At 67.3% G+C, this 22704-nt stretch carries 21 protein-coding genes; 13 read left to right on the forward strand and 8 right to left on the reverse strand.

Going from position 1 to position 22704, the window contains the following annotated elements; all coding sequences use genetic code 11:
* Nucleotides 1-13: 13 nt before the first annotated feature.
* The 4 genes from AC5Y21_RS01045 to AC5Y21_RS01060 all read left to right on the forward strand — a co-directional run bounded on the left by AC5Y21_RS01045 (nucleotide 14) and on the right by AC5Y21_RS01060 (nucleotide 4921).
* Nucleotides 14-922, forward strand: a complete 909-nt coding sequence (locus AC5Y21_RS01045) for an alpha/beta fold hydrolase (protein WP_499908525.1) — start codon at nucleotides 14-16, stop codon at nucleotides 920-922.
* A gap of 40 nt (nucleotides 923-962) precedes the next feature.
* Nucleotides 963-1796 carry an esterase/lipase family protein gene (locus AC5Y21_RS01050; RefSeq protein ID WP_499908526.1) on the forward strand — a complete coding sequence of 278 codons (834 nt, stop codon included), beginning with the start codon at nucleotides 963-965 and terminating at the stop codon, nucleotides 1794-1796.
* A 305-nt stretch (nucleotides 1797-2101) separates the two neighbouring features.
* Nucleotides 2102-3505 (forward strand): acyl-CoA synthetase, encoded by a 1404-nt coding sequence (locus AC5Y21_RS01055; RefSeq protein ID WP_499908528.1) that lies wholly within the window; start codon nucleotides 2102-2104, stop codon nucleotides 3503-3505.
* A gap of 150 nt (nucleotides 3506-3655) precedes the next feature.
* Entirely contained in the window at nucleotides 3656-4921 is a 1266-nt protein-coding gene (locus tag AC5Y21_RS01060) for an MFS transporter (RefSeq protein WP_499908926.1), read from the forward strand.
* 7 nt (nucleotides 4922-4928) lie between these two features.
* Here the strand turns inward: AC5Y21_RS01060 and dapD are convergent, their stop codons facing one another.
* Entirely contained in the window at nucleotides 4929-5912 is a 984-nt protein-coding gene (gene dapD / locus AC5Y21_RS01065; RefSeq protein ID WP_499908927.1) for a 2,3,4,5-tetrahydropyridine-2,6-dicarboxylate N-succinyltransferase, read from the reverse strand.
* Nucleotides 5913-5992: 80 nt separating this feature from the next.
* Here dapD and dapE point away from each other — a divergent pair, with 80 nt between their 5' ends.
* Nucleotides 5993-7057, forward strand: a complete 1065-nt coding sequence (gene dapE / locus AC5Y21_RS01070) for a succinyl-diaminopimelate desuccinylase (RefSeq protein WP_499908529.1) — start codon at nucleotides 5993-5995, stop codon at nucleotides 7055-7057.
* Nucleotides 7058-7084: 27 nt separating this feature from the next.
* Here dapE and AC5Y21_RS01075 read toward each other — a convergent pair whose 3' ends face one another.
* Nucleotides 7085-9268, reverse strand: a complete 2184-nt coding sequence (locus tag AC5Y21_RS01075; protein ID WP_499908531.1) for an ATP-binding protein — start codon at nucleotides 9266-9268, stop codon at nucleotides 7085-7087.
* Between the two features lie 153 nt (nucleotides 9269-9421).
* Here AC5Y21_RS01075 and log point away from each other — a divergent pair, with 153 nt between their 5' ends.
* The 7 genes from log to AC5Y21_RS01110 all read left to right on the forward strand — a co-directional run bounded on the left by log (nucleotide 9422) and on the right by AC5Y21_RS01110 (nucleotide 15283).
* Nucleotides 9422-9994 carry a cytokinin riboside 5'-monophosphate phosphoribohydrolase gene (log, locus tag AC5Y21_RS01080; protein ID WP_499908533.1) on the forward strand — a complete coding sequence of 191 codons (573 nt, stop codon included), beginning with the start codon at nucleotides 9422-9424 and terminating at the stop codon, nucleotides 9992-9994.
* A gap of 35 nt (nucleotides 9995-10029) precedes the next feature.
* Nucleotides 10030-11823, forward strand: coding sequence for a long-chain-acyl-CoA synthetase FadD6 (fadD6, locus tag AC5Y21_RS01085; protein WP_499908535.1), 1794 nt, complete (start codon nucleotides 10030-10032; stop codon nucleotides 11821-11823).
* Between the two features lie 244 nt (nucleotides 11824-12067).
* Nucleotides 12068-12892, forward strand: a complete 825-nt coding sequence (gene folP / locus AC5Y21_RS01090; protein ID WP_499908929.1) for a dihydropteroate synthase — start codon at nucleotides 12068-12070, stop codon at nucleotides 12890-12892.
* Nucleotides 12889-13911, forward strand: a complete 1023-nt coding sequence (locus AC5Y21_RS01095; RefSeq protein WP_499908537.1) for a glucosyl-3-phosphoglycerate synthase — start codon at nucleotides 12889-12891, stop codon at nucleotides 13909-13911. The genes folP and AC5Y21_RS01095 overlap by 4 nt, the downstream gene beginning before the upstream one ends.
* Nucleotides 13912-13981: 70 nt before the next feature.
* Nucleotides 13982-14362, forward strand: a complete 381-nt coding sequence (locus AC5Y21_RS01100; RefSeq protein ID WP_499908539.1) for a DivIVA domain-containing protein — start codon at nucleotides 13982-13984, stop codon at nucleotides 14360-14362.
* 5 nt (nucleotides 14363-14367) lie between these two features.
* The gene (locus AC5Y21_RS01105; protein WP_499908931.1) at nucleotides 14368-14949 is read left to right on the forward strand and encodes a DNA-3-methyladenine glycosylase I; all 582 of its coding nucleotides are present in this window, start codon (nucleotides 14368-14370) and stop codon (nucleotides 14947-14949) included.
* 166 nt (nucleotides 14950-15115) lie between these two features.
* Nucleotides 15116-15283 (forward strand): DUF3117 domain-containing protein, encoded by a 168-nt coding sequence (locus AC5Y21_RS01110; protein ID WP_003406247.1) that lies wholly within the window; start codon nucleotides 15116-15118, stop codon nucleotides 15281-15283.
* A 27-nt stretch (nucleotides 15284-15310) separates the two neighbouring features.
* On the opposite strand, the gene glgA is transcribed toward AC5Y21_RS01110, so the two are convergent.
* A complete protein-coding gene (glgA, locus tag AC5Y21_RS01115; RefSeq protein ID WP_499908541.1) occupies nucleotides 15311-16474 on the reverse strand; it encodes a glycogen synthase in 1164 nt (387 codons plus the stop codon).
* 301 nt (nucleotides 16475-16775) lie between these two features.
* Between glgA and glgC the strand changes: the two genes are divergently transcribed.
* Nucleotides 16776-17990 carry a glucose-1-phosphate adenylyltransferase gene (gene glgC, locus AC5Y21_RS01120; RefSeq protein WP_499908543.1) on the forward strand — a complete coding sequence of 405 codons (1215 nt, stop codon included), beginning with the start codon at nucleotides 16776-16778 and terminating at the stop codon, nucleotides 17988-17990.
* A 34-nt stretch (nucleotides 17991-18024) separates the two neighbouring features.
* Here the strand turns inward: glgC and AC5Y21_RS01125 are convergent, their stop codons facing one another.
* From AC5Y21_RS01125 to AC5Y21_RS01145, 5 genes are all read right to left on the reverse strand, one after another.
* Nucleotides 18025-18699 carry a methyltransferase family protein gene (locus AC5Y21_RS01125; protein WP_499908545.1) on the reverse strand — a complete coding sequence of 225 codons (675 nt, stop codon included), beginning with the start codon at nucleotides 18697-18699 and terminating at the stop codon, nucleotides 18025-18027.
* 17 nt (nucleotides 18700-18716) lie between these two features.
* Nucleotides 18717-19391 carry a methyltransferase family protein gene (locus AC5Y21_RS01130; protein ID WP_499908547.1) on the reverse strand — a complete coding sequence of 225 codons (675 nt, stop codon included), beginning with the start codon at nucleotides 19389-19391 and terminating at the stop codon, nucleotides 18717-18719.
* Between the two features lie 87 nt (nucleotides 19392-19478).
* The gene (locus AC5Y21_RS01135) at nucleotides 19479-21122 is read right to left on the reverse strand and encodes an ABC transporter permease (protein ID WP_499908549.1); all 1644 of its coding nucleotides are present in this window, start codon (nucleotides 21120-21122) and stop codon (nucleotides 19479-19481) included.
* Nucleotides 21119-22048, reverse strand: a complete 930-nt coding sequence (locus AC5Y21_RS01140; RefSeq protein ID WP_499908551.1) for an ABC transporter ATP-binding protein — start codon at nucleotides 22046-22048, stop codon at nucleotides 21119-21121. Before AC5Y21_RS01140 ends, AC5Y21_RS01135 begins: the two co-directional genes overlap by 4 nt.
* A complete protein-coding gene (locus AC5Y21_RS01145; RefSeq protein WP_499908553.1) occupies nucleotides 22038-22676 on the reverse strand; it encodes a TetR/AcrR family transcriptional regulator in 639 nt (212 codons plus the stop codon). The genes AC5Y21_RS01140 and AC5Y21_RS01145 overlap by 11 nt, the downstream gene beginning before the upstream one ends.
* Between the last annotated feature and the right edge of the window lie 28 nt (nucleotides 22677-22704).

Below are 22704 nucleotides of genomic sequence, written 5' to 3' on the forward strand. Positions count from 1 at the left end.
GAAGCTGCTCGGCATGACCGTCGCGATAGCCCGCCCGAAGCTCGAAGGAAACATCGCCGTCGGCGAAGACCGGCAGATCGGCTTCGCCGAGTTCGGTGCCCCGCAGGGGCGTCCCGTCTTCTGGCTGCACGGCACGCCGGGCGCGCGCCGGCAGATCCCGACCGAGGCCCGGGTTTACGCCGAACGCAATAACATCCGCCTCATCGGACTTGATCGGCCCGGCATCGGCGCGTCAACACCACATCGGTACGAGACCATCTCCGCGTTCGCCGACGACCTGCGATCCATCGCCGACACACTCGGAATCGACAAAATGGCCGTCATCGGCCTGTCCGGCGGCGGGCCCTACGCGCTGGCGTGCGCCGCGGGGCTGTCCGACCGGGTGGTGGTGGCCGGAGTGCTCGGTGGCGTAGCGCCGACGCGCGGTCCCGACGCGATCAGTGGTGGTGCGATGACCCTTGGGCTGCGGGTCGCGCCGCTGCTGAGATTCGGCGGCAACCCGTTGCGGATCGGCGCGAGCTTGCTGGTCCAGTCGATCCGGCCGGTAGCGTCCCCCGCGCTCATCGTGTATGCCCTGCTTTCGCCGGAGGCCGACCGGCACCTGCTGACCCGTCCGGAGTTCAAAGCGATGTTCCTCGACGACCTGCTCAACGGCAGCCGGAAGCAACTGGCTGCGCCGTTCAACGACGTCATGCTGTTCGCGCGGGACTGGGGATTCCGGCTCGACGAGGTGAAGGTGCCGGTCCGGTGGTGGCACGGCGACCACGACCACATCATCCCGTTCTCCCACGGTGAGCACGTGGTTGCCCGGCTGCCGGACGCCGAGCTCTTCCACTTGCCGGAGGAAAGTCATCTGGCCGGGCTGGGCCGCGGCGAAGAAATCCTGTCCACCCTGATGAAGATCTGGGACGAGCGAGTTTGAACTGCTGCTGAAGGCTGTGTGTTGTGTCACTCTCGTAGCTATGGCAGTGCCCTTTTCCAAGTCTGCTACCCGCTTCGTCGAGGTGCCCTCACTGGGCCTCTACCTCAGCGATGTACCCCGTGCGATGGCCGAGTACGGGGCGCTGGTGACGGCGTTGCCGCTGCATCGGGCACTGCCCACCGGCGACGGTCATCCGGTGTTGGTGCTGCCCGGTTTTCTGGCCGCGGACGGCTCCACCTGGACGCTGCGCCGCATCCTGCGCCGCCTCGGATACCGGGTGCACGGTTGGGGGCTGGGGCGCAACTTCGGCCCGACGGCCAAAACGGTGGCCGGAATGGCCGATCGGTTCCACGAGCTGCATACCCGATACGACGCTCCGATCAGCCTGATCGGGTGGAGCCTGGGCGGTATCTTCGCTCGTGCCCTGGCCCGCCGTGAGCCGTCGTCAGTGCGTCAGGTGATCACGCTCGGCAGCCCGTTCCGGATGGAAGACGAAAGCCAGTCGCGCGCCACGCGAAGCTTCAATCGCTATGCACACCTGCACGTCGAGCGTCCCGCCTTGCCGCTGGAGTCCGAAGCCGAGCCGTTGCCGGTGCCGGCGACCTCGATCTATTCGCGCTACGACGGCATGGTCGCCTGGCAGACGTGTCTCGAGACGCCGTCGGCGCGCGCGGAGAACATCGCGGTGCTGGCCAGCCACATCGGCTACGGCCACAATGCGGCCGTGGTCTGGGCCATCGCGGACCGGCTCGCACAGCCGCGCGGCCAATGGGCGCCGTTCCGGCCGCCGACGGTGCTGCGGCCGCTGTTTCCCCGCCCGGACGCGCCACCCGAACGCCGGGCCGGCGGCTCGCGGCTGCGCCTGGCGAAATAGGGGCTGTTTGCGGCTGGCTTGTCGGGCGTTCCCCATGAGTCACACGCGTCACGGCGAGTTGAGCTGTGTCTTGTTGTCCGGCTACGGGTGGACAAAAGGCCGCGCCATTTCGCTGTCTCGGGCGTTCCGCGTGAATCCTCGGCTTTGGGTGTGAATCGTGGATTCCGGTGTGCACCCTGGGCGAAACGCCGCGCCGATTTTCACCCTCCACTCACACCGAACGCCACCAGTGCACATTCAAAGCCCTCAGTACACAACGAAAAGTCCGTGGGGGCGGGCGGTGCGCCACGGGTAGCCTCGCTGACGTGCTGTTAGCCTCGCTGGATCCCGCGGCCGTCGCCGCCACCGACATCGGTGATGCGGTCAGCATCGACGGCGTCGCATTGAGCCGCAGCGACTTGGTCGGCGCCGCGACTTCGGTGGCCGAGCGGGTCGCTGGGGCGCATCGGGTCGCGGTGCTGGCCACGCCGACCGCGTCGACGGTGCTCGCGATCATCGGCTGCCTGATCGCCGGCGTACCCGTCGTCCCGGTGCCCGCCGACGTCGGCGTTGCCGAACGCCGGCACATGCTCACCGACTCCGGTGCGCAAGCCTGGCTCGGCCCGGTACCCGAGCAGCCGGAGGGCCTGCCGCACGTCCCGGTGCGGTTGCACGCCCGCTCCTGGCATCGCTATCCCGAGCCGCCGCCGGATGCCAGCGCCATGGTCATCTACACCTCGGGCACCACTGGGCTGCCCAAAGGCGTGCAACTGAGCAGGCGGGCGATCGCCGCCGACCTGGACGCGCTGGCCGCCGCCTGGCAGTGGACGGCCGACGACGTGCTGGTGCACGGGTTGCCGCTTTTTCACGTGCACGGGCTGGTGCTGGGCCTGCTCGGGTCGCTGCGGGTGGGAAATCGCTTCGTGCACACCGGTAAGCCAACACCGGCCGGGTATGCGAGTGCCGGCGGCACACTCTATTTCGGAGTCCCCACGGTGTGGTCGCGGGTGGTGGCCGACCGGGCCGCGGCCGAGGCGCTGCGGCCGGCGCGCCTGCTGGTGTCCGGAAGTGCACCGCTGCCGGTGCCGGTGTTCGACCAGTTGGCCGAGCTCACCGGCCACCAGCCGGTTGAACGCTACGGCTGCACCGAGTCGCTGATCACGCTGTCCACCCGGGCCGACGGTGAACGGCGCGCCGGTTGGGTGGGGCTGCCGTTGGCTGGGGTGCAGACCAGGTTGGTCGACGACGACGGCGGCCAGTCGCCGCACGACGGCGAAACCGTAGGCAAGCTTCAGGTTCGCGGCCCGACGATGTTCAACGGCTACCTGAATCGTCCGGAGGCCACCGCCGAGGCGTTCGACGTCGACGGCTGGTATCGGACCGGGGACGTCGCGGTCGTCGACGACAGCGGCATGCACCGCATCGTCGGGCGTGAGTCGGTGGACTTGATCAAGTCGGGCGGATATCGCATCGGCGCAGGCGAAATAGAGACGGCGCTGCTGGGACATCCCGAGGTCGAGGAAGTGGCCGTCGTCGGTCTGCCCGACGAGGACCTGGGTCAGCGGATCGTCGCCTTCGTGGTCGGCTCGGCCGAGCCAGAACGGCTCATCGACTTCGTCGCACACCAACTCTCGGCGCACAAGCGGCCGCGCGAGGTGCGGATGGTGGACGCGTTGCCGCGCAACGCGATGGGCAAGGTCCTCAAGAAGCAGCTGCTGTCCGACGGCTGAGTTTGGTCATGGGCGCGCCGGCACGCTCGCGACCAGCGGGTTATGGAACCACACCAGCCCGTCGCATACCGTCGTGGTGTGCAAGACCCAGCCGGCCAACGAATAGATGACTCCGCTGTGACGGTCTCCGCCAGTCCCAAGGTCACCCCGATGCGACGGGTGGCGGCTGCCTGCCTGGTCGGCTCGGCGATCGAGTTCTACGACTTCCTCATCTACGGAACCGCGGCGGCGCTGGTGTTTCCCGCGGTGTTCTTCCCGCACCTACGGCCTGGGCTCGCCACCATCGCCTCGATGGGCACGTTCGCGACGGCCTTCCTGTCCCGTCCGCTCGGCGCGGCCGTCTTCGGGTACTTCGGGGACCGGCTGGGGCGCAAGAAGACGCTGATCGCCACCCTGCTGATCATGGCCGTGTCGACCGTGGGCGTCGGCTTGGTTCCCAGCGGCGGGACCATTGGTGCCGCGGCGCCGCTGATCCTGGTCGCGCTGCGGCTGCTGCAGGGCTTCGCCGTCGGCGGCGAGTGGGCCGGGTCGGCGTTGCTGAGCGCCGAGTACGCGCCGCCCGACAAGCGCGGGCTATACGGCATGTTCACCTTGATCGGCGGCGGTACCGCGGCGGTGCTGAGCAGCGCGACCTTTCTGGGGGTGAACCTCACCATCGGCGAATACAGCTCCGCCTTCCTGCAATGGGGATGGCGGGTGCCGTTCCTGATCAGCGGGGTGCTGATCGTGCTCGCGCTGTACGTGCGGCTCAACATCAACGAGACGCCGGTGTTCGCCGAGGAGAAAGCCCGCAACCTGATACCCGCTGCACCGATCGCGGAGCTGCTGCGGCTGCAACGTCGGGAGATCGTGCTGGTCGCTGGCAGCATCGTCGGCGCGTTGGGGTTCATCTACATGGCCAACACCTATCTGGCCGTCTACGCCCACTCCCACCTGGGGTATTCGCGCAACTTCATCTGGTCCGTCGGTGCGCTGGGCGGGTTCGCGAGCATGACCTTCATGGCGCTCTCGGCCATTCTGTGCGACCGGGTCGGCCGCCGGCGGATGATGCTGATCGGTTGGGCAGTTTGTCTGCCGTGGTCGTTTGTGGTGATGCCGCTGCTGGACACCGGCAAACCCGTTTGGTACGCGGTGGCGATCGTCGGCATGTGCGCTGCCGCGGCGACCGGCTCCGGACCTACGGCGGCGTTCATCCCGGAGCTGTTCGCCACCCGCTACCGCTACAGCGGCTCGGCGCTGGCGCAGAACCTCGCCGGCATCGTCGGCAGTGCAATGCCGCCGTTGATCGCCGGAACGCTGTTGGCAACCTATGGCAGCTGGGCGATCGGCCTGATGCTGGCCGTGCTGGTGGCGGTCAGCCTGGTGTGTACCTATCTACTCCCGGAAACCAACGGAACCGCGCTCGGTGTCGGCTAGTTGGGGTTTAGTTGGCGTGCAGATCCTCGTTGAGCGCGATGCCCTGCCCGTCGCGAGCCACCACCTCGACCGCCCCGCTCAGTGAATTGCGCCGGAACAGCAAGTTGCTGCCGCCGGAAAGCTCCCGGGCCTTGACCGAATTGCCGTCGGGCATAGCGACTTTCGTGCCCGCGGTGACATACAGCCCGGCCTCCACGACGCAGTCGTCGCCCAGCGAGATACCCAGCCCGGCGTTGGCGCCCAGCAGGCATCGCTTGCCGACAGAAATCACCTCCGTGCCGCCGCCGGACAGCGTCCCCATGATCGACGCACCGCCGCCGATGTCCGAGCCGTCGCCGACGACCACGCCCGCCGAGATGCGGCCCTCGACCATCGACGCACCCAGGGTGCCCGCGTTGTAGTTGACGAAGCCTTCGTGCATCACGGTGGTGCCCGTCGCCAGGTGGGCACCCAGCCGCACCCGGTCGGCGTCGGCGATGCGGACCCCGGTGGGCATGACGTAGTCGACCATCCGGGGAAACTTGTCGACGCCGTATACGGTCACCGGTCCGTTGCGGCGCAGCCGGCCCCGCACCGCCTCGAATCCGTCGACCGCGCAGGGCCCGTGATTAGTCCAGACCACGTTGGTCAATACCCCGAACAAGCCGCCGGCGTTCAGCCCGTGCGGCGCCACCAGCCGGTGAGAGAGTAGATGTAACCGCAGGTAGGCGTCGTACGCGTCGGCGGCGACATCGTCCAGCGCGCCGATGACAGTGCGGACCGCGATGACCTCGACGCCACGGTCGTCGTCGCGGCCGACCAGTGCGGCCAGTTCGGGCGGAACGTCGGAAACCGCCAGCCGCGTGGTGGCTGTGGTTGCCCCAGCGGCGGGCTCGGTGAGTTCCGGTGCGGGAAACCAGGTGTCGAGGATCGATCCGTCGGAGGCGAGCGTCGCCACTCCAATACCTGCCGCGCCTGCAGCTCCAGTCACGGTCGATAAGGGTACTTGGATCGCCGAGCAGACACAGAATCGCGTCCCGGAGCCTCCCGTAGCGCGATTCTGTGTCTGTTCGGCGAAGTAGGGTTGGCGCTGTGCTGGACTTGCGCGGGGATCCGATCGAGCTGACCGCAGCGCTGGTCGACATCCCCAGCGAGTCACGCGACGAAACGCGCATCGCCGACGAAGTGGAGGCCGCGCTGCGCGCCCAGACCTCCGGCTTCGAAGTCATCCGCAACGGCAACGCCGTGCTGGCCCGCACCGCATTGAACCGGCCGACCCGGGTGCTGCTGGCCGGGCACCTGGACACCGTGCCGATTGCGGACAACCTGCCCAGCCGGCTGGCGAACGACGAGCTGCACGGCTGCGGCACCGCGGACATGAAATCCGGTGACGCGGTCTTCCTGCATCTGGCCGCCACCGTGGCCAAACCCGCCCACGACCTGACACTAGTGATGTATGACTGCGAGGAAATCGATTCGGCGGCAAACGGTTTGGGCCGCATCGAGCGTGAGCTGCCGGACTGGTTGACGGCCGACGTGGCCATTTTGGGTGAGCCGACCGCCGGCTACATCGAGGCCGGCTGCCAGGGCACACTGCGGGTCGTGATCAGCGCGACCGGCACCCGCGCGCATTCGGCGCGTTCCTGGTTGGGCGACAACGCAATCCACAAGCTGGGCGCGGTGCTGGACCGGCTGGCCGGCTACCGGGCGCGCAGCGTCGACATCGACGGTTGCATGTACCGCGAGGGCCTGTCGGCTGTGCGCGTCGACGGCGGCGTTGCCGGCAACGTGATTCCCGATGCGGCCTCGGTGACCGTCAATTTCCGCTTTGCCCCCGACCGGTCGGTGGCCGAGGCGCTGCAACACGTGCATGACGTCTTCGACGGGCTTGACCTGCGGATCGAGCAGACCGACGCCGCGGCGGGCGCGCTGCCCGGCCTGTCCGAGCCCGCGGCCAAGGCTTTGGTGGAAGCTGCCGGCGGGCAGGTTCGGGCGAAATACGGCTGGACCGACGTGTCCCGATTCGCCGCGCTGGGCATACCGGCGGTCAATTACGGGCCGGGCGACCCCAATTTGGCGCACCGGCGCGACGAGCGGGTGCCGGTCGCCAAGATCACCGACGCGGTGACAATGCTGCGCGGCTATCTGAGCCGCTGAACGTTTGAATTGGCCCGCCGAGCGGAATCACCCCACCCGCTGGGCCTGCGCGGCGGCATCGGCGGCCGCCGCTTGCATCCCGAGCCCCGCAAGATCGCCCGACACCGCGCGCAGCCCGGCGCCGTCACCGGCGGCCAACGCCCGGGCATGCGCGCACGCGATACGGCCCGCGACACAGTCGATCTCGTCGGACAGCCGGACGAGAGGATCGACGGCGCGGATGTCGCCCAGCCGGACGGCGTCGTGCCAGGCGGATAACGCCACCGCCGACTGCCCGGCCCGCTCCGCCGTCCGGGCCGCTTCGCGCGCCGCGGTGATCGCACCCGTGGCGTCGCGGGCCGTCGCACGGGTCCACGCCCGCGCCAGTCCGAGCTCGGGCGCGAACAACGCCGACTTGGTTCCGTGCCGAGTCTCGGCGCGCCGCAACGCCTTTGCCGACGCGGGTATGTCGCCCTGCTGCGCCAGCGCGGTCGCCAACAGCATCAGTGACAGCGGACCCCAGGAGTACCCGGTGCGCTCCAGCGTGGCCGCAGCGGGCTCCAAAAGAGATGCCGCCGAGCCGAATTCGCCGCTGACAATCAACACGTGCGCCAGTAGCACTTCGCCGATGGCCCGGCCGGGCTGCTGCAGCTCGGCGAAGTCGGTGAACCGCTGTGCCAGTGTCCGCGCCTGGGAGGTCTCACCGGCCATCAGCAAGGCCGTGATCTGACCCAGCCCGACGGTGAACCGCAGCAGTCCGGGATGTTCGGCCGTCGACGCCTGCTCGGCAAGCCGGTTGACATCGTCGAGCCGGCCCATCCGCGCGGAGCACAACGCGCCTGCGCTGGCCGCCCAGGCGACAGCCATATCGCCGGCGGGCGGTCCGGACAACACCTCGGTGGTTAATGTGATGGCGCGCTTGAGGTTTCCGGAGTTCATCGCAAAGGTGGCGGTCAGCGCGTCCAGGCTGCTGCGTGCCGCCGGCTCGGTGACTCGGTTGCGGGTGGTCTGCAGGAAGGCCGTGGCCCGCTCGGGCTCGCTGAGCATCCAGAACTGGTTCGCCGCTCGCGGCACCGCCCAGGCCATCAGCTCCGTCTCCGACAATTCGGCGGGATCGACCGCCGCGAGCACCGCGCCGGCCTCGCGACCGCGGCCCTGCCAGCTCAACGCGTAGGCCAGCGGCAGCCGCGCCGCCAGTCCGCCCGACCGATCCAATGCCGCCCGCCCGAACCGCTCGGCGAGCACCATGTCGCCCAACCGCAGCGCCTGCTGAGCTGCCTCGATAACCTCGGCCACCGGTTGCGGGGCATCGCTGTCGACGGCCAGTGACGCCAGTCGCAGCCGGTCGCTGAGGTGGTCCGGCGGGTGCTGCGACAGCAGCGTGACCAAGGCGGTGCGTCGTCGGCGCGCGCCGTCCTTGCCGAGCGCGGCAAGCGCTCGCTCGGCGAAGAGCGGGTGCGCCGTGTACACCATCGGGTCGACGGAGCGTCCGCCCGGAACGCGAGTTTCCGCCGCGCCCAAGTCTTCGGCCTGGGCCACCGCGCCGTCGCCCGCCAGGGCAGTCAGATCGGCGAGCGACAGCGGCTCCGCGACGGCCAAGTAGTCCAGCACCGACCGTGCCGCCGCCGGTAGCTCGGCGAGGAACTCGTCGACCTGGTTCCGCTCGGCGGGCCCGGACCACCTCGATGACACCAATGCCTTGGTGGCCCCGCTTGGCTCGATGTCGATCCGACTCAGCAGGCTGTCCGTCCACAGTGCCTCGATGGCATCGGGAGCGGCGTCAGCGCGGGCCGTGACGATCATGCGGGCCACGCCGGCCAGCGCCAACTGATACACCAGGGTGGCCGATAGGACGTCGAGATGGTGTGCGTCGTCGACGACGAGCAGCAGGTCACGTTCGCGACCGTCACGCACCAGCGAAGCCCGGGCCGCCCGCAGCAGCGCGGCCGGCTTACCGATGTCGGCGATCTCGACCAGGTGGCTGAAGGCGCCGAACGGGACCACGCGTTCGGTCGGAGTGCCGGTGACCCAGCGGGGGACTGTGGCCGGGTGGTCGCGGGTGAAATGTTCGGCGGCCAGTCGGGCCAACGTGGATTTGCCGATGCCGTCGGGTCCGAGTACGACCGCGCCGGGCAATTCAGCGCCGCCTGCAGCCTGCGCCGTGCCTTCCAGGCTGCCCTTCAGCCGCTCCAAGGCGGCTTCGTGTTCCGGGACGTTCCACCGAATCGGCACCTGCCGAATCTTATGGCGTGTGGCGAACCGATGGCATGGGTGCACGGCCCTGGCTCCGATGGTGACGACCCGCTGCGCCCGGCTACGCCGCGCTTGCGATCGTCACTGGCCCCGACGGTGGGTGCTTCGGATCTTGGTTTACCTTTGGCGGATATGCGCCCGAAACGCGATTCCTCCAGCGAGTGGGCGGTTTGTGTGTTCTGTGCGGCCACGCCCACGCACCCCGAATTGCTCGAGCTCGCCGCCGACTTGGGCGAGGCGATCGCAGAGCGGGGCTGGACGCTGGTGTGGGGCGGCGGGCGCGTGTCGGCGATGGGTGCGCTGGCCAGCGCGGCCCGGGCACGCGGTGGCCGGACCGTCGGCGTCATCCCGCAAACCTTGATGCGCCGCGAGGTCGCCGACACCAACGCCGACGAGCTGATCGTCACCGACACCATGAGTGAGCGGAAGCAGATCATGGAAGACCGTGCCGATGCGTTCATCACGCTGCCGGGCGGGATCGGGACCGTCGACGAATTGTTCGACGCGTGGACTTCGGGCGTTCTCGGTCTGCACGACAAGCCGATAGTGATGTTGGATCCCTGGGGGCACTATGAAGACTTGTGGATGTGGCTGAACGGACTGCTCGACAACGGATACATCTCGCAGCTAGCGATGGATCGGCTGGTGCTGGTCGATAAGGTGGGTGCCGCAATCGAGGAGTGCCGGCCCGACGGATCCGCCTGAGGTCGATCGGCCACTGCCTTAAGGGAGGGATCACCGTGTCCGATCACAATCAGGGAGCGCGCACGCGGGACCGCCGGGTCAAATTGACCGACATCGCGGCCCGGGTACCCGGGGTGCTGGCCGACCTGCCGGTGATCCTGCGCGGTGCGGTGACCGGGCTGTCGGCCCAGCCGAACTCCAAGAAGTCGATTGGCACGGTGTTCCAGGACCGGGCAGCGCGATACGCCGACCGAGTCTTTTTGAAGTTCGGCGGCCAGCAGCTGACCTACGGCGAAGCCAACGCGACTGCCAACCGGTACGCCGCGGTCCTGGCCGCGCGCGGTGTGGGTCACGGTGACGTGGTGGCCATCATGCTGCGCAACTCGCCCAACGCGGTGCTGACGATGCTGGCCGCCGTCAAGTGCGGCGCGGTCGCGGGCATGCTCAACTACCACCAGCGTGGCGAGGTGCTGGCGCACAGCCTGGGCCTGCTGGACGCCAAGGTGCTGGTCGCGGAGACCGACCTGGTCAGCGCCGTCACCGAGGCCGGTGGCGCGGGCGGCACTGAGACGCTGACCGTCGAGGACTTGGAGCGATTCGCGGTGAGCGCTCCCGCCACCAACCCGGCGTCGGCGTCGGCGGTGCTGGCAAAGGACACCGCGTTCTACATCTTCACCTCGGGCACCACGGGCTTCCCCAAGGCCAGTGTGATGACGCATCGACGGTGGCTGGCCGCATTGGCCGGCTTCGGCGGTCTCGGGCTGCGGCTCAAGGGTTCCGACACGTTGTACAGCTGCCTGCCGCTGTACCACAACAACGCGCTGACGGTCGCGGTGTCGTCCGTCATCAACTCGGGTTCGACGCTGGCGCTGGGCAAGTCGTTTTCGGCGTCGCGATTCTGGGACGAGGTGATCGCCAGCCAGGCCACGGCGTTCATCTACATCGGCGAGCTCTGCCGATATCTGCTCAACCAGCCGCCGAAGCCGACCGACCGCGGGCACAAAGTGCGCGTGATCGGCGGCAACGGGCTGCGGCCAGAGATCTGGGAAGAGTTCACCGAACGGTTCGGCATCGCGCGGGTGTGCGAGTTCTACGCGGCCAGCGAGGGCAACATGGCCTTCATCAACATCTTCAACGTGCCCAAGACCACGGGGATCTGCCCGACGCCGTTGGCCTACGTGGAGTACGACCCCGACACCGGCGCGCCGCTGCGTGACGACAGCGGCCGGGTGCGCCGGGTGCCTTCCGGTCAACCGGGCCTGGCGCTCAGCCCGGTCAACAGGCTGGCGCCGTTCGACGGATACACCGACAAGGAGTCCAGCGAAAAGAAGCTGGTGCGCAACGCTTTCAAGGAGGGCGACTGCTGGTTCAACACCGGTGACGTGCTGAGCCCGCAGGGAATGGCTCATGCCGCCTTCGTCGACCGGCTCGGCGACACCTTCCGCTGGAAGGGCGAGAACGTGGCCACCACGCAGGTCGAGGCGGCCGTGGGGTCCGACGCCGCCGTCGAGGAGTGCACGGTCTACGGCGTCGAGATTCCGCGCACCGGTGGCCGTGCCGGCATGGCGGCGGTCCAGCTGCGCGACGGCGCCGAGCTCGACGGCAAGTCCCTGGCCCGGGTGGTCTATGACCAGTTGCCGGCCTACGCGCTGCCGTTGTTCGTGCGGGTGGTGGAGACGATGGAGCACACGTCGACATTCAAGAGCCGCAAAGTGGAGCTGCGCGATCAGGCATACGGCGCCGACGTCAAAGACCCCCTTTACGTGCTGGCCGGCCGCGACGAGGGCTACGTGCCGTTCTACGCCGAGTACCCCGACGAGGTTTCGGCCGGTAAGCGACCGCAGGGCTAGCACCGCAGGTCGCCTGTCGGCGAGTCTGCGTCGGTGGCGCCGAAACTGCGCTCAGGGCCCGCAACGGGCCCGGTCGCCAGCCCTGGATGCAGGCTCGATCCATCCCCGGACCGGGCTCTTCCCGGTGACCAGGCACTATGGACGGGTGCGTGCAACTGAGCCGGTTGGCTGTTCGACACCGCCGGCGCCCGCCGGCCTATCGACGCTGTGCGGCCGTCCGGTCGCAGGGGATCGGGCGCTGATCATGGCGATCGTCAACCGCACCCCGGATTCCTTCTACGACCGGGGCTCGAATTTCACCGACGAGGCTGCCAGGGCCGCCGCACACCAGGCCGTCGCCGACGGCGCCGATGTCATCGACGTCGGCGGTGTCAAAGCGGGCCCCGGCCAGGACGTCGATACGGACACGGAGATCGCCCGGCTGGTGCCCTACATCGAGTGGATCCGTGACACCTACCCGGACCAGCTGATCAGCGTCGACACCTGGCGCTCAGAAGTGGCCAGGGTGGCCTGCGCGGCGGGCGCGGACATCATCAACGACACCTGGGGCGGCATCGACCCGGCCCTGCCCGAGGTGGCCGCCGAGTTCGGCGCCGGCCTGGTGTGTTCGCACACCGGCGGCGCACAGCCACGCACACGGCCCTTCCGGGTGAGCTACGGTACGACTACCCGCGGTGTGGTGGACGACGTGATCCGGCAGGTCACCGCCGCCGCCGAGCGGGCGGTCGCGGCCGGTGTAGCCCGTGACAGGGTGCTGATCGACCCGACGCACGATTTCGGCAAGAACACCTTCCACAGCTTGCTCCTGTTGCGCCACGTGGCCGATCTTGTTATGACCGGATGGCCCGTGCTCATGGCTTTGAGCAATAAGGACTTCGTCGGGGAGACTCTGGGCGTGGAATTGACCGAACGGCTCGAGGGAACATTGGCAGCCACCGCACTGGCGGCGGCCGCTGGAGCGCGGATGTTCCGGGTGCATCAGGTCGCCGCTACCCGGCGGGTGCTGGAGATGGTGGCGTCGATCCAGGGGACGCGCGCGCCGGCGCGCACCGTGAGGGGACTCGCATGACTGCATCGGAGCTGATCGGCGACCTCACCAGCGATGGCGCGGGGCCGAAAGACACTTGGCTGGCTGAGCGAAGCTGGAACCGTCCCCGCTGGACGGTCGGCGAATTGGAAGCCGCGAAGGCCGGGCGGACGATCTCGGTGGTGCTGCCCGCGCTCAACGAGGAACAAACCGTCGAATCGGTGATCGACAGCATCTCGCCGCTGGTCAGGGGCCTCCAAGGCCGTTGCGGCCTGGTCGACGAGCTGATTGTGCTGGACTCCGGCTCAACAGACGACACCGAGATCCGCGCGATCGCGGCCGGCGCCCGCGTCGTCAGCCGTGAACAAGCTCTACCCGAGGTTCCGACGCGGCCCGGTAAGGGTGAGGCGCTGTGGCGCTCACTCGCGGCTACCAGCGGCGACATCGTGGTTTTCGTCGATTCCGACCTGATCAACCCGCACCCGATGTTCGTGCCCTGGCTGGTCGGCCCGCTGCTCACCGGCGACGGCATTCACTTGGTCAAGGGCTTCTACCGGCGGCCGTTAAAGATCGGCGGGGCACGCGACGGTGACGCGACTGAGTCGGCTGAAGCGTCGACGGGGGGCGGGCGGGTCACCGAGCTGGTGGCCCGGCCGCTGTTGGCCGCGCTGCGGCCGGAGCTGGGCTGCGTGCTGCAGCCGCTGGGAGGCGAGTACGCGGCCAGCCGGGAACTGTTGACGTCGCTGCCGTTCGCGCCGGGCTACGGCGTGGAGATCGGCCTGCTGGTGGACACCTTCGACCGGTTGGGTCTGGATGCGATCGCGCAAGTCAACCTGGGTGTTCGGGCGCACCGCAACCGGCCGCTGACCGAACTGGGCGCAATGAGCCGTCAGGTCATAGCGACCCTCTTCTCGCGCTGCGGGATCCCTGACTCGGGGGCAGGGTTGACCCAGTTCTTCGCCGACGGCCCCGACGGTTTTGGCTATTCCCTTGCCACCCAGCACACCACCGCGGTGTCGCTGCTGGACCGACCGCCGATGAATGTGTTGCGGCCACGCTGATCGACGGCTCGGCCGAAAAACGGCTCGGCTGAAAAACAGGTTGTCGGAACCGTAGGGCAAGATCGACGACGTGGCGTTGGTATTGCTGTATCTGGTGGTGCTGGTCCTGGTGGCGGTGGTTTTATTCGGCGCTGCCAGTCTGCTGTTCGGCCGGGGCGAGCAGCTGCCGCCCCTGCCGCGAGGGACGACGGTGACTGTGTTGCCCGCATTCGGGGTCACCGGCGCCGATGTCGACGCCGTCAAGTTCACCCAGGTGCTGCGGGGATACAAGACCAGCGAGGTCGACTGGGTACTGGACCGGCTGGGTCGTGAGCTGGAGGCGCTGCGCGGCCAGTTGGCCGCGGTCCACGCCGCCGCCGACGCCAAGCCGCCGCCGCACGATGCTGAGACGGATGAGTCGGACGTCGCGGACGGCGAGGCCGTCGTTCCAGACCGTCCGGACCCGCCGTGAGCGACTTGAGCGAAGACGGGCTGGTTCGCTGCGGCTGGGCGATCGCGCGGCCCGGGCCTGACTTCGATTTGTACCGGAAATATCACGACCAGGAATGGGGCCGTCCGCTGCGCGGTGGCGTGGCTTTGTTCGAGCGGATGAGCCTGGAGGCCTTTCAGAGTGGGCTGTCGTGGCTGATCATCCTGCGCAAGCGGGAGAACTTCCGGCGCGCGTTCTCCGGGTTCGACATCGAGAAGGTCGCGCGCTACACCGATGCCGATGTGCAGCGGTTGCTGGCCGATGTCGGAATCGTGCGCAACCGGGCAAAGATCGAGGCGACCATCGCCAACGCGCGCGCGGCCGCTGAACTGGGATCTCCCGAAGAGCTGTCCGAGTTGCTGTGGTCGTTCGCGCCGCCGCCCCGCCCGCGGCCCGTCGATCTCGCCGAAATTCCCTCGGCCAGTGCGGAATCGAAGGCCATGGCGCGCGAGCTGAAACGGCGCGGGTTCCGGTTCGTCGGGCCCACCACCGCCTATGCGCTGATGCAGGCAACCGGCATGGTCGACGACCATATCCGCAGTTGCTGGGTGGCCCCGCTGCGCCCGTGAGGGCCTGAGAGCCGGGTCTTGTGCACTTGGTCACCCGCATAGGGAACAATGGAGGGGTGATTTGGCAGTTCAATGTCGGGTATGACTGGAAATCCACTGGCGGGGCATGCTCGGCGCCGGCCAGGTTCGCGACCGCGGACCAGCTCGGATCTGGAGGGAGCACTCGATGGCGGCGATGAAGCCCCGGACCGGAGACGGTCCCCTGGAAGCAACCAAAGAGGGGCGCGGCATCGTTATGCGGGTACCACTCGAGGGCGGTGGCCGACTCGTCGTCGAGCTGACGCCCGACGAAGCCGCCGCGCTGGGTGACGAACTCAAGGGCGTTACCAGCTAGCCTGCCCGCCCGGCTAACTCCTCGGCGTTACTCGCACACCTTCCGGTAGATGTCCAGTGTCTGCTCGGCGACGCGGGTCCAGGAGAATTCCTCGATGCAGCGCTGACGTCCTGCATTTCCGTAGCTTTCGGCTCGTTCGGGGTCGGCGACGAGCTCGTTGACCGCTTCGGCCAATTTGGTCTCGTAACCCGATATGTCGTGGGCGTCGTAGGGCACCAGCGACCCGGTGATTCCGTCGGCCACCACTTCCGGTATCCCGCCGACGTCGGAGGCCACCACCGGCGTGCCGCAGGCCATCGCCTCCAGGTTCACGATGCCCAATGGCTCGTAAACCGAAGGGCATACGAAAACAGTTGCCGCCGAGAGTATTTCGCGAAGCTTTCGGATTGGAAGGATTTCGCGGATCCAGAACACGCCGGTGCGGTTGTGGGCCAGTTTGGCCACCGCGGACCGTACCTCGTTGGCTATCTCCGGGGTGTCGGGAGCGCCGGCGCACAGCACCAGCTGCACGTCGGCGCTGAATCGGTGCGCGGCGGCCACCAGGTGGGCAACCCCCTTCTGCCGGGTGATGCGCCCGACGAACGCCACGATGGGGCGGCTGGTGTCGACGCCGAGTTCGGCCAGCAACGAGCCGTCGCGCGTCGGCTCGGCGGGGTACCACATTCCGGTATCGATGCCATTGCGGATGACGTGCACCAGGCTCGGGTCCAGGGTGGGGTAGACGCGCAGCATGTCCTCGCGCATGCCCGAGCTGACCGCGATGACGGCGTCGGCGGCCAGCACGGCGGTGTGCTCCACCCATGACGACACCCGGTAACCGCCGCCGAGTTGCTCGGCTTTCCATGGCCGCATCGGCTCGAGCGAATGCGCGGTCATCACATGCGGGATGTCGTTCAGCAACCCGGCCAGATGCCCGGCCAGGTTCGCATACCAGGTGTGTGAATGCACGACGGTGGCCGCCGATGCGGCGTTGGCCATCACCAGGTCGGAGGACAGGGTGGACAGTGCCGCGTTGGCGCCCCGCAGCCGCGGATCCGGCTGATGGGCGAACGCGGCCGGGCGCGATGCGCCCATGCAGTGCACGTCGACAGCGCAAAGACGGCGCAGATGGGCGACCAGTTCGGTGACATGCACCCCGGCTCCGCCGTAGACCTCGGGAGGGTACTCCCGGGTCATCATCGCCACGCGCATACCCGCACCGTAGTTCGGAGACGATGCAGCCCGCTATGCGGGCTGAGGAGGAGCCGGACAATTGGGTCGGGTGGAGACGATGCAGCCCGCTATGCGGGCTGAGGAGGAGCCGGACAATTGGGTCGGGTGGAGACGATGCAGCCCGCTATGCGGGCTGAGGAGGAGCCGGACAATTGGGTCGGGTGGTCTGGAATGCAGCTCGTCGAGATGGGCTAAACACCTTGCTTCAGAGCCGGTCAGAACAGGCAAAACCGACAGTTCCCACTGGCAGGGGTTAGCAGCTGCCGATAGGTTTGAGGCCATGAGGGAAGCACCACACGTGCTGGGGATTGTCCTGGCCGGCGGTGAGGGCAAGCGGCTGTATCCGCTGACCGCGGATCGCGCGAAACCCGCGGTTCCCTTCGGCGGCGCCTACCGGCTGATCGATTTCGTGCTTTCGAATCTCGTCAACGCCCGTTACCTGAGGATCTGCGTTCTCACCCAATACAAGTCGCATTCGCTGGACCGCCACATTTCGCAGAATTGGCGATTGTCCGGCTTGGCCGGGGAGTACATCACCCCGGTGCCGGCCCAGCAGCGCCTGGGCCCACGCTGGTACACCGGCTCGGCCGACGCGATCTATCAATCGCTCAATCTGATCTACGACGAAGACCCCGACTACATCGTGGTTTTCGGCGCCGATCACGTGTACCGGATGGATCCCGAGCAGATGGTCCGGTTCCACATCGACAGCGGGGCCGGTGCGACGGTAGCCGGCATCCGGGTCGCGCGTGCCGAAGCCAGCGCGTTCGGTTGTATCGACGCCGACGAGTCCGGGCGTATCCGGGGCTTCCTGGAGAAGCCGCTGGAACCGCCCGGGACGCCCGACGACCCCGACACCACGTTCGTCTCGATGGGCAACTACATCTTCACCACCAAGGTGCTCATAGACGCGATTCGCGCCGACGCCGACGACGATCACTCCGATCACGACATGGGTGGCGACATCATCCCGCGTCTGGTAGCCGACGGAATGGCCGCGGTGTACGACTTCGACCACAACGACGTGCCCGGCGCCACCGACCGCGACCGCGGCTACTGGCGTGACGTGGGGACGCTGGATGCGTTCTACGACGCGCATATGGACCTGGTGTCTGTGCATCCCGTCTTCAACCTGTACAACAAGCGCTGGCCGATTCGCGGCGAGTCGGAGAACCTGGCGCCGGCGAAGTTCGTCAATGGCGGCTCTGCTCAGGAGTCGGTGGTGGGTGCGGGCAGCATCATCTCGGCGGCGTCGGTGCGCAATTCCGTCCTGTCGTCCAACGTCGTGGTCGACGACGGTGCGATCGTCGAGGGAAGTGTCATCATGCCCGGCGCCCGCGTCGGCCGCGGCGCGGTGGTACGCCACGCGATTCTGGACAAGAACGTCGTCGTGGGACCCGGCGAGATGGTCGGAGTGGATCTGGAGAAGGACCGCGAACGCTTTGCGATCAGCGCGGGTGGCGTGGTCGCCGTGGGCAAGGGCACCTGGCTTTAACGCGAGGTGCGGGCTTTCGCGTCTGCGCGCCCGATCACCAGACGAATGGCACCACCCGCGAATGCACTTTCTGCTTGTACTCCGCGTACCCCGCCAACTCGCGCTCGAGCATGTTCTCCTCGTCGTCAATGCGAAGCTTGAGCATGAGCCCACCGAAAACCGTGCCCGCCAGCCCCCAGTAGGAACCGAGCGCCAACGGAATGCCGGTCATCATGATCACGGCGGAGAAGTACATCGGATGGCGGACCAACCCGTACAGGCCGGTGGAAATCACCCGCTGCTCCGCCTCGACAGTGATGTTGGCGGCGGCGTAACTGTTCTGGACGACGGTCATGATGCCCAGACCCAACCCAACGGCGACCAAAACTTCGCCGATCAGGCACACGGCCACTGGCACTGACGACCACCCGAACCGATGATCCAGCGCACTGACCACCATCAGAGCGGCAAACGCCACGAATATGCCTGTGCTGGCGAGCTTTTGCGCGGTACGAGTTTCAGCCACCGGGCCGCCGCGCATCCGCCGCTGCAGGACGGCGGGGTTCGTGACGCCCCAGTAGATGCTGGCGGCGACCGCCGCGACGACATAGATCCCCAGGAACGCCCATGCCTGCCAGTAGTCGAAAGTGCCTGCCGGCCAGAACAACAGCAGGCCGAATACGACCACGACGACAAATCCGTAACTCAGGGCTTGCAGGGTGGTCTTCATGATCGACTTCTTTCCGGTTACCAGACGTAGGGGACGAGCCGGTAGTGAACCCGTTGGGTGTACTCGTTGTATCCGTCCAGTTCCTGCCCGAGCAGTGTTTCTTCATCGCGGATACGAGCGGCGAGCACGAACAGCCCGGGGACGACGAAGATCAGCCCCCAATACGAGCCGAGTGCGAGCGGGATGCCGACCATCATGATGACGTTTCCCGTGTACATCGGGTGCCGCACAAGCCCATACAGTCCGGTGGCGATGACCTTCTGCCCCGTTTCGACGGTGACGTTGGCCGCCGCGTAGCTGTTCTGGACTACCACCATCATTGCGAGTCCGAGTCCGATCGCCACCAGGACGTCGCCGACCAAGCACACCGTCGTCGGCACCGACGACCAGCCGAAGCGATGGTCAAAGGCGCTGACCACGATCATGGCCACCAGGGATAGCAATGCGATCGAGATGACGATCCGCTGTACTGTTCTGGCTTCCGCGAGGGGACCGGCTCGCATGCGCCGATCCAGGGCGGCAGGGTTCGTGCGCATCAAGTAGATGCTGGGAATCCAAGTGGTCAAGGTGAATACGACGAGGAACAGCCACGCCTGCCAGTAGTGCAATGTGCCGGCCGGCAAGAACAACATCAAGCCGAATGTGGCGAACCCCAGAGCAGCTGAAACGGCCATCCGTGCAAGGGTTTTCATGTCTGCCTCCTCACTTTTCTACCGCGAGCAGACGCAAAATCCCCCATTTCGGCCCCGAAACAGGGGCTTTTGCATCTGCTCGCCCAACTACCTCACATCTCGCCTGCGAAACGCCATGGCCCCCAACGCAATCAGCACGGCATCGATGGCGAGCAACCACAGCAGCGGCACTACGGTGAAATCGCCTCCGCCCACTCGCGGGCTGTGAGCGAAGGGTTCGAGGTCGAGCAGCCACTGCGGGAAGCCAGCCAACGAACCAATCAGATACAAAGCGATGAATGCGATCAGCACGCCCCATACGACAGGGGTGAACCTCGGCGCCAGACCGAACAACGCAACCGTCACGGCGGACAGCAGCCACACGGCGGGCAGCTGCGCGAGCGCGGTGCCCACCACGATGCCCAGCTTGCCGCCGACGTCGTCGGCCGCAATGCCGTAGATGAGCCCCGCTGCGACCGCCGCGACCAGCATCGCCAGCGCCGACCCGATCAGTGCCGCCCCTAAATGCGTTGCCAGCCAGCGGGTCCGGGAGACGGCTCCGGCCAGCATCGGCTCGGCTCGTTGGCCGGACTCTTCCTGGTGCAGTCGCAAGGTCAGCGAGACGGCGAATGCGGCGGCCACCATGGCCAGCATCGTGAACGCCACCGCGATGAAAGCTCGCTCCAGCGCGCTGGTGCCGCCCATCCGCGCGACGATGTCGCGGATCGCGGCGCTGTCACCCAGCTCGTCGCCGATGCCGTGCACCACGCTGCCCATCACCACGCCGTACAGGCACAGGCCGACGGTCCACAGCAGCAGCGCGCCGCGGTCCAGCCGCCAGGTGAGCCCGGTGGCATTCCGCAGCCCCGCCGCGGCGGTGCCCGGACCGGCGCGCTCAGCGATCAGTCCAGCGCCGACATCGCGGCCGGCGAGCAGCCGGTAGGCCACCACGGTCAGCGCGACCGTCGTTGCCAAGTGCAGCAACATAATCCACCAGCGATCGCCCGCATACGGCCTGACCTGTAGTGACCACCCCAGTGGCGAGAGCCAGGACAGCGTGCCCGAACCCGCATCTCCGATAGCTCGCAACGTGAAGGCGGCCCCCAATACCGCGAACGCCGTACCGCGAGCGAACCGCGCGCTCGGCGACAGCTGCGCGGTCACCGCTGCCACCGCGGTGAACACCAATCCCGAGCAGGCCAGCGCCGCACCGAAAGCCAGCGACCCAGCGGCTGGGACATCGGCCTTGAGTAGTCCGACGGCCCCGATCAGACCCGTGGTGATCGACGCACCGAACGACAGCAGCAGCGCCGCGGTGAGGCTGGCGTAGCGCCCGACCGCGGTCGAGTCCAGTAGTTCGGTGCGGCCGGACTCCTCGTCGGCGCGGGTGTGACGGATGACCGTGAGGATGACCGCTACCGCGATCAGGGTGTGGAACATCCCGGCTTTCCAGATCCCGACGGCCCCTAGGCTGTTGTTGTAGATCTGGCCGTAGAGCGCGCGCTGCGCCGGGCTGGCCATGATGGTGGCCGCGAACCCGGCGCGGCCGGCCTCGGTGGGGTAGATCTTCTCGATGCTGCCGATGTAGACAGTCGCCAGCGGCACCGACAGCAGCAATACCCACAGCGGCAACGAGATTCGGTCACGCCGCAGATAGAGCCGCAACATCGCGAGTGTTCCAGCGAAGTTCGAGCCGGTTGGGCGCGCCGGGTGTGCCGGACGATGTGGTCGATCCAAGACGGCGGTGCTCATAGCGTTGCCACCTTCTTTTCGTGTTGACCATTGGCGGTGTCGTAATGGCGCAGGAACAGCTCCTCGAGTGTCGGGGGCTGGCTGACCAGGCTGCGCACCCCGGCGTCGCCGAGTACCCGGATGAGTTCGCCGAGGCTTTCACTGTCGACTTGGGCGCGTAGCGTGTTGCCGTCGATGCTGACGTCCTCGACGCCGCCGATCCGCCTGATATCGCCCGGGTCGCCGATCATTTCGGCCTTGATCGAGGTGCGGCTGAGATGACGCATCGAGTCCAGCGTGCCGCTTTCGACGGTCTTGCCGGCCCGGATGATGGTCACCCGTTCGCACAGCGCCTCGGTCTCGGCCAGGATGTGGCTGGACAGCAGCACCGTCACGCCGCGGTCGCGGGCTTCGCCGACGCACTGCTGAAATATGTTCTCCATCAACGGGTCCAATCCGCTGCTCGGCTCGTCGAGCAGCAGCAGGCCGGCGTGTGACGAGAAGGCTGAGATCAGGGAGACCTTCTGGCGGTTGCCCTTCGAATAGGTGCGCGCCTTCTTGTGCGGGTCCAGGTCGAAACGCTCGATCAGTTCGGTGCGGCGCTTTTCGTCGATGCCGCCGCGCATGCGGGCCAGCAGGTCGATGGTTTCACCGCCGGTCAGCGACGGCCACAGCGTGACATCGCCTGGCACGTAGGCGATGTCGCGGTGCAGCTCGACCGCGTCGGTCCACGGATCACCGCCCAGCAACCGGACGCTGCCGCCGTCGGCTCGCACCAGACCCAGCAGTATGCGGATGGTGGTGGATTTGCCGGCGCCGTTGGGTCCGAGAAAGCCGTGAACTTCGCCTTGGCGCACCGTTAGGTCGAGTCCGTCGAGCGCCCGAACCGCACCGAAGTTCTTTGTCAGACCCCGGATTTCGATAGGCGGGCAATTGTCAACTGACATGCGATTCTCCTTCATCCTCTGCGGCAAGGAACGCGTCGTACATGGTGCGGTCGGTCATCAAGCCGTCGGTGTAGAGCTCCAGTGCGGGCAGTACCATGTCGCGGGCGTAGTCGCGCAGGACCGCCCGCAGATCCGTTGGGGTTTCATGCATCTGCAGGTACAGCAGGAAGCCGCCGCCACCGGTTATCGACAGATACCTGGCTCTGGCGCGCGGGTTGCGGCTGGGCCTGAGCAGTCCCGTCCGCACCCCCTCATCCAGGTACGCCTCGGCATCGTCGATCATCTTCTGCCACAGCGTCGTTGCCAACTCGCCGCCGGTTTGCATACTGCGTACCAGGTAGGCCATCAGCGGCGCGTAGTCCTCGATCTCGGCCATTGCGGCAAACCAGGTGGCAGGGTCCGTGGACTGCATCGCTTCCGACTTCCCGGTGCGGATCTCTTCGGCGATGAAGTCGTCACAAGCTTTCCGCAGCCCCTCCTTGGAGCCGAAGTGGTGGATCACCAGCGCGGCGCTCACTCCCGCGGCTTCGGCGATGGTGCGTAGCCCCACGCTGAAGCCGTACTGCCCCCACTGCTCGATGGCCGCGTCGCGGATTCGAGCGGTAGCGGTCAGGTCGGTTGAACGCATGTTCAGCACGCTAAACGTGCGTTCAGCC

This window comes from Mycobacterium sp. NGS41, from assembly GCF_059812725.1.